Genomic DNA, 7,282 nt, shown 5'->3' with positions numbered 1-7,282 from the left:
CCCGCGCCCGCTGCGAGCGCGGCGGCGCGCCGGCGTCGGCCAGCGCCCTGGCCGCGAGCACGGTGGCGTGCCAGGTGCGGAAGTCCTTCGGCGTCGCGTCGTCGCCGAGGCGCTCCTTGACGTCGGCCTGGACGTCCGCGCTGGTGACGTCGTGCCAGCCCGACCGGTCGTCCTCCCGCCACGCGAGCAGGTCGACGCCGCCGCGGCGCCGCTTGAGGGTCGTGACGAGGGAGGCCACCACCGGGTCCTGCACGAGGACGTCGCGCAGCTGCCCGGACTTGGCGGGGTACCGGAAGTGCACGCTCCCGTCGCGCCGCACGGTGGCGTGCTCCTTGCGGATCGTCGCGAGGCCGTAGCTCCCGTGCCGCGTCGCGTACACCTCACCGCCCGCGCGGAAGTACGCGTCGTCGAGCAGGCGGAACGCGAGCGCCAGCACCCGACGGCGCCCGACGCCGTCGCCGCCCAGGTCGCGCGTCACCCGGGCGCGCGCGGCGGGCAGCCGCCGGCCGACGTCGAGCACGTGGTCGTGCTTGCTGCGGGCGCGGCGCGCCTGCCACTCCTCGTGGTACAGGTACTGGCCGCGCCCGGCGTCGTCCCGGCCGAACGCCTGCAGGTGGCCGTCGGCGTACCTGCAGATCCACACGTCGGTCCAGGCCGGCGGGACGGCCAGGCGGGTGCAGCGCGCCACCTCCGCCTCGTCGACGAGAGGTGCGCCGTCGACGTCGAGGAACACCCAGCCGTCTCCCTTCGCGCGGCGGGAGTAGCCGGGGGAGGAGGCGGAGACGCGGCGCAGTCGCACGCGCACAGTGTGCGGCGCCGGCAGCGTCCCCGCCAGCGCCGGCGCGGCGGGCCGCGCGCGTCGTCCGAGGTCAGGCGGGCAGCCGGATCATGCCCTCCTGCGCGATGCTCGCCACCAGCCGGCCCTCGCGGTCGTACACCCGGGCCAGGCCGAGGCCGCGTCCGCCCTGGGCGCCCGGCGACTCCTGGACGTACAGCAGCCAGTCGTCGGCGCGCGCGTCGCGGTGGAACCACATGGCGTGGTCGAGGCTCGCCATCGGCACCGTGCCGCCGACGTCGATCCACGACCGGCCCGCCTGGCGCAGCACCGGCTCGAGCATCACCTGGTCGCACGCGAACGCGAGCAGCGCCCGGTGCAGCATCGGGTCGTCCGACGCGATGGCGTGCCGGGCGCGCACCCACACCTGCTGGGTGGGCTTCGGCTCCGGGTCGGGGCCCAGGTACAGCGAGCCGCCGACGTGCCGCAGGTCGAACGCGGACTCGTGCGACCAGAACTTCGCGGCCGGGTGGTCGATGCCGTCGAGCACCTCGATCGCCGACGGGACGTCCTCGGGGGCCGGGACGCCGGGCGGCGCCGGCTCCGCGGTCTCGTAGCCGGGCTGGTCGGTCTGGAACGACACCGTCAGCGACAGGATCGGCTTGTTGTCCTGGATGGCGTGGGTGCGGCGTGCGCTGAACGACCGCCCGTCGCGCAGCCGCTCGACGGCGAAGTCGATCGGGGTGTCCAGGGCGCCCTCGCGCAGGAAGTAGGCGTGCAGCGAGTGGGGCAGCCGGTCGTCGTCCACCGTGCGGCCGCACGCCAGCAGGGCCTGGGCCAGCACCTGTCCGCCGTACACGCGGCGGGCCGGGCCGGGCACGCTGTCGCCGCGCCACAGGTCGTCCTCGCCGCGCGGGCCCCAGCCGTCGACCTCGCGCAGGTCGAGCGCCGACAGCAGCCGGTCCAGGGCGTCGGGGATGCCCGCGGGGGCGGGTGTGGTGGTGGACGTCTCGCTCACGCGCACTCCAGGTCGGGTCGCAGGTCGGGTCGAGGTCACTCGTCGAACGTGTTGATCATGCTGTACGCCGCGCGCTCGAGGTAGTCCCACAGCTGGGACTCGTGGATCGGCGCCAGGTCCAGCGCGTCGACGGCGACGCGCATGTGCCGCAGCCAGCGGTCGCGGGCGTCGGGGTTGACCTTGAACGGCGCGTGCCGCATCCGCAGGCGCGGGTGGCCGCGCTGCTGGCTGTACGTCGTCGGGCCGCCCCAGTACTGCTCGAGGAACAGCGTGAGCCGCACCTTCGCGGGCCCGAGGTCCTCCTCCGGGTACATGGGGCGCAGCACCTCGTCCGTGGCGACGCCCTCGTAGAACACGTCGACGAGGCGCTCGAACGTCGCGTGCCCGCCGACGGCGTCGTAGAACGACGCGGGTGAAGTCTGGTCCGTCACCGGGCCATCCTCCCAGACACCCGCGGTGCTGCTCCTCCCGCTCGGCGCCGGGGAGGGTTAGGCTGGTCACGGACCTGCAACGACGCACTCCACGGGAGGCCCCCATGACCATCGCCCCGAACAAGGCCGACGACATCCTCGCGGCGCTCGGCGGCAGCCGGAACGTCGTCGAGCTCGAGCCCTGCATCACGCGGCTGCGGGTCGAGGTGAGCGACCCGGCGCTCGTGGACGACCAGGGGCTCAAGGCGTCGGGCGCGTTCGGCGTGGTGCGCTCCGGCCGCGTGGTCCAGGTCATCGTGGGCCCGGAGGCGGACGACCTGGCCGCCCAGATGGACCCGCTGCTCGTCTCCTGACTCAGGCCTCGGGCCCCGGCTCGATCACCGCCGGCTCGACGTCGGCCGGCGGCACGAGCACGCCCGCCGTGCGCAGCTCCGCCTGGGCGCGGCGGCGCAGCTCGCGCGAGACCTCCCACTGGTCGCCCGGCCGGGTCTGCGCGTGCAGGGTGAACGACATGGTGATGTCGTTGACGGCGTCCACGCCGCGCACCGACGGGGCCTCGAGGAGCAGCGGTGACAGCTCCGGGTCGGCCTGGACGGCGTCGGCCGCGCGGCCGAGCGCGGCCCGCACGACGTCGACGTCGGTGTCCACCGGGACCCGCACCTCCGCGACGGCGCGCGACCACTGCTGCGTCATGTTGCCGGCCCGCAGGATCTCGCCGTTGCGCACGTACCAGAGGGTGCCGTCGAAGGCGCGCACCTGGGTGACGCGCAGCTGCACCTCCTCCACCGTGCCGAGCGCGCCCGAGCCCAGGTCGACGACGTCGCCCACGCCGAACTGGTCCTCGACCAGGAGGAAGACACCGGAGATGAAGTCCTTCACCAGGCTCTGGGCGCCGAAGCCCAGTGCGATGCCGACGACTCCCGCGGAGGCGATGAGGGGCCCGACCTGGACGTCGAGCTCCGAGAGGATCATCAGCGCGACGAGCGTCCCGACCACGATGTTGGCCGTCGAGCGCAGCACCGAGCCGACCGTGCGGGCCCGCTGCGCCCGCCGCTGGCTGGCCAGCGGGTTCGCCATCGCGATCGCGTCCTCGACGAACGGCGTGCGCTGCAGGTAGCGGCGCCAGGTCGGCGTGCTCTCGGCCGTCGTGGTCCCCGCGCCGGTCGCGATCCGCTCCGTGACGTGCGCGATCACGCGGCGCAGCAGCACCAGCACCACGATGCCGATCACGAGGATGATCAGGATGTGCAGCGGCCAGCCCGTGAACCACGTCCAGAACGACTCGCCGGCGTCGGCGGCGGCCTGGATGGTGTCCTCGACGGCGGACTCGGTGTTCGTCGCGCTCGGGCTGGGGGTGGGTGCCGGGGTCACCGCCGCCGGGGCAGCGGTCCGGAGGGTGGAGATCACGGGGGTCACCCGCCCACGGTAGCGAGCGAGGGCGCCGCGACGAAACGTCGGCGTGCGTGAGGTCGTGCCGCGTGGGCGGACGGCCTGGTGGGGCAACCGATGGCAGGATCGTCACCGTGAGCAAGGACCAGCCGACCACCCCGGACGACACGGACAAGACGCCCGACGACGAGCGCACCGACGCACCCGAGGCGGTGGCCGACGCTCCGTCGGGCTCCACGGCCGACCCCGCCCCCGTCGAGGACGCGGCGGAGTCGTCCGCGTCCGGCGCGACGACCGAGGCGGCGGACACTGTGCCGAGCGACGAGCTGCGCGAGCTCGCCGAGGCGTACGGCGTGCTCGGCGAGCACCACGGCTTCGGCGGCGACGTGGTCCGCGCGCCGGCGTCGACGCTCGTGGCGGTGCTGGGCGCGCTGGGCGTGCCGGCCGGGACCCCGCAGCAGGTGACGCACAGCCTGCAGCGCGCCCGCGACGACGAGTGGCGCGCCGTCCTGCCGCCCACGGTCGTGGTCCGCGAGGGCGCCGGGGCACAGGTCCCGGTGCACGTCACCGACGGCGCCGCCGTGCACGTGTGGCTCGAGCTGGACGGGGCCGAGCCCGCGGCGCGCGAGCACGCGGTGCGCCGCCGCCGTGACCTGGAACAGCTCGACGTCCTCGTCGAGCCCCGCTCCGTGGACGGGAGGCGCGTGGGCCGCGCGACGTTCGCGCTGCCGGACGACCTGCCGCTGGGCTGGCACTCGCTGCACGCGCTCACGGAGGGTCACGAGTCCCGCGCCACGGTCGTCGTCACCCCGCGGCGCCTGGAGCTGCCCGCCGGGCTGGAGGACGACCAGTGGTGGGGCTTCCTCCTCCAGCTCTACTCGGTGCGCTCGCGCACGTCGTGGGGCGTGGGCGACCTGGCCGACCTCGCCGACCTGGCCTGGCTGACGGCGCACCGCGCGGGCGCGGACTTCGTCGGCGTCAACCCGCTGTCGGCGACCGAGCCGGTGACGCCGGTGACGCCGTCGCCGTACCTGCCGACGAGCCGGCGCTTCCTCAGCCCGCTGTACGTGCGGGTGGAGGACATCCCGGAGACGGCGTACCTGTCGGCGGCGGACCGCTCCCTCGTGGAGTGGGCGGCCGACCCGGTGCGGGACCTCGTGGCCGACCCCGGCGCGCTGGACCGCGACGCCGTGTGGGAGGCCAAGAAGGCGGCCCTCGAGGTGGTGTTCACCGCGCCCCGGCGGGCCGCGCGCGAGGCCGCGTACCAGGAGTTCGTCGCGGAGGAGGGCGCGGGTCTGCGCGACTTCGCGACCTGGTGCGCGATCGTCGAGCACCTCGGCTCCCGTCCGCGGCCGGACGAGCTCGGGGACCCGGCGTCGCCCGCCGTCGCGGCCCTGCGCGAGCAGCTCGCCGAACGCGTCGAGTTCTACGTGTGGCTGCAGTGGGTGGCCGACGAGCAGAAGCAGACCGCCCAGCGCGTGGCCCGCGAGGCGGGGATGCGGATCGGCGTCATGCACGACCTCGCCGTCGGCGCCCACCCCGAGGGCGCGGACGCCTGGGCGCACCGCGACGTCCTCGCCCGCGACGTCTCCGTCGGGGCCCCGCCGGACATGTACAACCAGCAGGGGCAGGCCTGGTCGCAGCCGCCGTGGAACCCGCGGGCGCTGGCGCGGGCCGGCTACGCGCCGTACCGCGACATGCTGCGCACGGTGCTGCGGCACGCGGGCGCGCTCCGGGTCGACCACGTGCTCGGGCTGTTCCGGCAGTGGTGGGTGCCCGCGGGGTCCTCGCCGGCCGCCGGTGCGTACGTGCGCTACGACCACGAGGCGCTGCTCGGCATCCTGTGCCTCGAGGCGCACCGGGCCGGCGCCGTCGTCGTGGGGGAGGACCTGGGCGTCTTCGAGCCGTGGGTGCGCGACGAGCTCGCCGACCGCGGCGTGCTCGGCACCTCCGTGCTCTGGTTCGAGAAGGAGGACGGCCGCCCCCTGGAGCCGGAGAAGTACCGGCGCGCGTCGCTCGCGACCGTCGGTACGCACGACATGCCGCCGGCCGCCGGCTACCTCGCCGGGGAGCACGTCGACCTGCGCGAGCGCCTCGGGCTGCTCGCCGACGACGCGCAGGAGCTGCGCGCCGCCGCCCGCGCCGAGCGGGACCAGGCGGTACTGGCCCTCGCCGTCCGCGGGCTGGTCTCCGAGCACCCGTCCGAGCGCGAGATCGTCGAGGGGCTGCACCGGTACCTGCGGAGGTCGCCGGCCGCGCTCGTGGGCGTGCAGCTCACCGACGCCGTCGGCGAGCGGCGCACGCAGAACCAGCCCGGCACGGACCAGGAGTACCCCAACTGGAAGGTGCCGCTGGCCGACGGGTCGGGCAACGTCGTCCTCGTCGACGACCTCTTCGACAACGCCCGCCTGCGGTCGCTGGTCCAGGCGGTGCGCACCGCCCGCTGACCGCGAGACAGAGAGCCTCCTTCGCCGAGAAAGAGAACCCCTCGCGCCGAGATAGAGAAGCGCCTTGCGCGAGATAGAGGAGCCTGCCCCCAGGACGCCGTCAGAGGCCGTTGTCCACAGATCCTCGGACGGGCGGTGACGCCGCGGCGACCTCGTCGCCAACGTGTCGCTCGTGACCTGGACACGCCCTGCGCCGCCGCCGCTCGTTCCGCCGACCCTCCCCTCGCTGCTGACCGCGCGAGGGATGCCCGAGATCGAACACCTCGCGGAGGTCGACGCGGAGCTGACGCGCCTGCGTCCCGGCCTCTACGTCCCGGCGTCTCCGGACAGGGTGGAGGCCCGCGCGCGGCGTGACCTCGTCCTCGCCCGGGTCGCTGCGGCCTGGAGCTCGCTCGACAGCGACGTGTGGTTCAGCCACGAGACGGCGGCGCTGCTGCACGGCATGTGGACCTTCCGGCTCGCCGATCGGGTGCACCTGACCCAGCTGTACCCGCCACAGGTCCGTCGGGAGGACGACTCGTGGGATCACCGGTTCCTCGTGAGTCGGCACTGGACGCCGCTCCCGGAGCGCGACCGTGGCGAGGCCGGTGGCCTGCCCGTGACGAGCATGGAACGCACCGCCGTGGACTGTGCTCGGACGCTCTCGTTCGAGGCGGCGCTCGTGGTGATGGACTGCGCGCTGAGGCACGGCGCGGATCGCTCGCTCGTGCGCCGGATCCTCGACGAGTCGAGGGGGAAGAGGGGCGTGGTCCAGGCCCGTCGTGTCCTGGATCTCGCCGATGCAGGAGCGGAGTCCCCTGGGGAGACCCTCACCAGGTGCGGTCTCATCGAGGCAGGGCTGCCGCGCCCGACGACGCAGATCCCGGTCCTGACGTCTCTCGGACCGCGATGGTTGGACCTCGGCTGGCCCGCCGCGAAGGTCGGCATCGAGTTCGACGGTGAGGTCAAGTACACGGAGCTGGCCGATGGGGACCCGGACCGGGTCCGCCGTCGGGAGCGGGCCCGCCAGCTCGCGATCGAGGCGGAAGGATGGCGCATCGTCCGCTCCGACTGGCCCGACATCGATCACCCGCATGCGTTCCACGTGCGGGTGCGGCGCGCGCTCGTCGGACGAGGGCGGCTCGTGCTCCCGAGAGCGGCGGGCCTGGCGGCGGGGAGGGCCTGAGTGCGCTCGCGGCCAGACGCGGCGGACGCCCCCGGGGGTGTTGTCCCTCCGGGGGCG

Annotated in this window: 7 protein-coding genes; 3 read left to right on the top strand and 4 right to left on the bottom strand. The window is 74.7% G+C overall.

Annotated features, from left to right (window positions below; genetic code table 11):
* The 3 genes from ACFUVW_RS18170 to ACFUVW_RS18160 all read right to left on the bottom strand — a co-directional run.
* Window positions 1-799 (bottom strand): DNA topoisomerase IB (locus ACFUVW_RS18170; RefSeq protein ID WP_430572710.1); only part of this gene is annotated, 799 nt, incomplete at its 3' end.
* Between the two features lie 70 nt (window positions 800-869).
* The gene (locus ACFUVW_RS18165) at window positions 870-1,793 is read right to left on the bottom strand and encodes an acyl-CoA thioesterase (protein WP_430572709.1); all 924 of its coding nucleotides are present in this window, start codon (window positions 1,791-1,793) and stop codon (window positions 870-872) included.
* 35 nt (window positions 1,794-1,828) lie between these two features.
* On the bottom strand, window positions 1,829-2,224 hold the full coding sequence (locus ACFUVW_RS18160) for a globin (protein ID WP_430572708.1): 396 nt from the start codon (window positions 2,222-2,224) through the stop codon (window positions 1,829-1,831).
* Window positions 2,225-2,328: 104 nt separating this feature from the next.
* Between ACFUVW_RS18160 and ACFUVW_RS18155 the strand changes: the two genes are divergently transcribed.
* The gene (locus tag ACFUVW_RS18155) at window positions 2,329-2,577 is read left to right on the top strand and encodes a glucose PTS transporter subunit EIIB (RefSeq protein ID WP_429728304.1); all 249 of its coding nucleotides are present in this window, start codon (window positions 2,329-2,331) and stop codon (window positions 2,575-2,577) included.
* A gap of 1 nt (window position 2,578) precedes the next feature.
* On the opposite strand, the gene ACFUVW_RS18150 is transcribed toward ACFUVW_RS18155, so the two are convergent.
* Window positions 2,579-3,640, bottom strand: coding sequence for a mechanosensitive ion channel family protein (locus ACFUVW_RS18150; protein WP_430572707.1), 1,062 nt, complete (start codon window positions 3,638-3,640; stop codon window positions 2,579-2,581).
* A gap of 284 nt (window positions 3,641-3,924) precedes the next feature.
* On the opposite strand from ACFUVW_RS18150, the gene malQ reads away from it, so the two are divergent.
* A complete protein-coding gene (gene malQ / locus ACFUVW_RS18145) occupies window positions 3,925-6,060 on the top strand; it encodes a 4-alpha-glucanotransferase (protein WP_430572711.1) in 2,136 nt (711 codons plus the stop codon).
* A 244-nt stretch (window positions 6,061-6,304) separates the two neighbouring features.
* Window positions 6,305-7,225 (top strand): hypothetical protein, encoded by a 921-nt coding sequence (locus ACFUVW_RS18140; RefSeq protein ID WP_430572706.1) that lies wholly within the window; start codon window positions 6,305-6,307, stop codon window positions 7,223-7,225.
* Window positions 7,226-7,282 lie beyond the last annotated feature (57 nt).

It is taken from the genome of Isoptericola sp. NPDC057391, assembly GCF_042668085.1.
Taxonomy (GTDB): Bacteria; Actinomycetota; Actinomycetes; order Actinomycetales; family Cellulomonadaceae; genus Isoptericola.
This window is presented reverse-complemented; position numbering and strand designations above follow the sequence as displayed.

Bases quoted from the DNA above. Each gene is read 5' to 3' on its own strand.
- ACFUVW_RS18155 (WP_429728304.1), top strand. From the start codon at position 2,329: ATGACCATCGCCCCGAACAAGGCCGACGACATCCTCGCGGCGCTCGGC.
- ACFUVW_RS18140 (WP_430572706.1), top strand. From the start codon at position 6,305: ATGCCCGAGATCGAACACCTCGCGGAGGTCGACGCGGAGCTGACGCGC.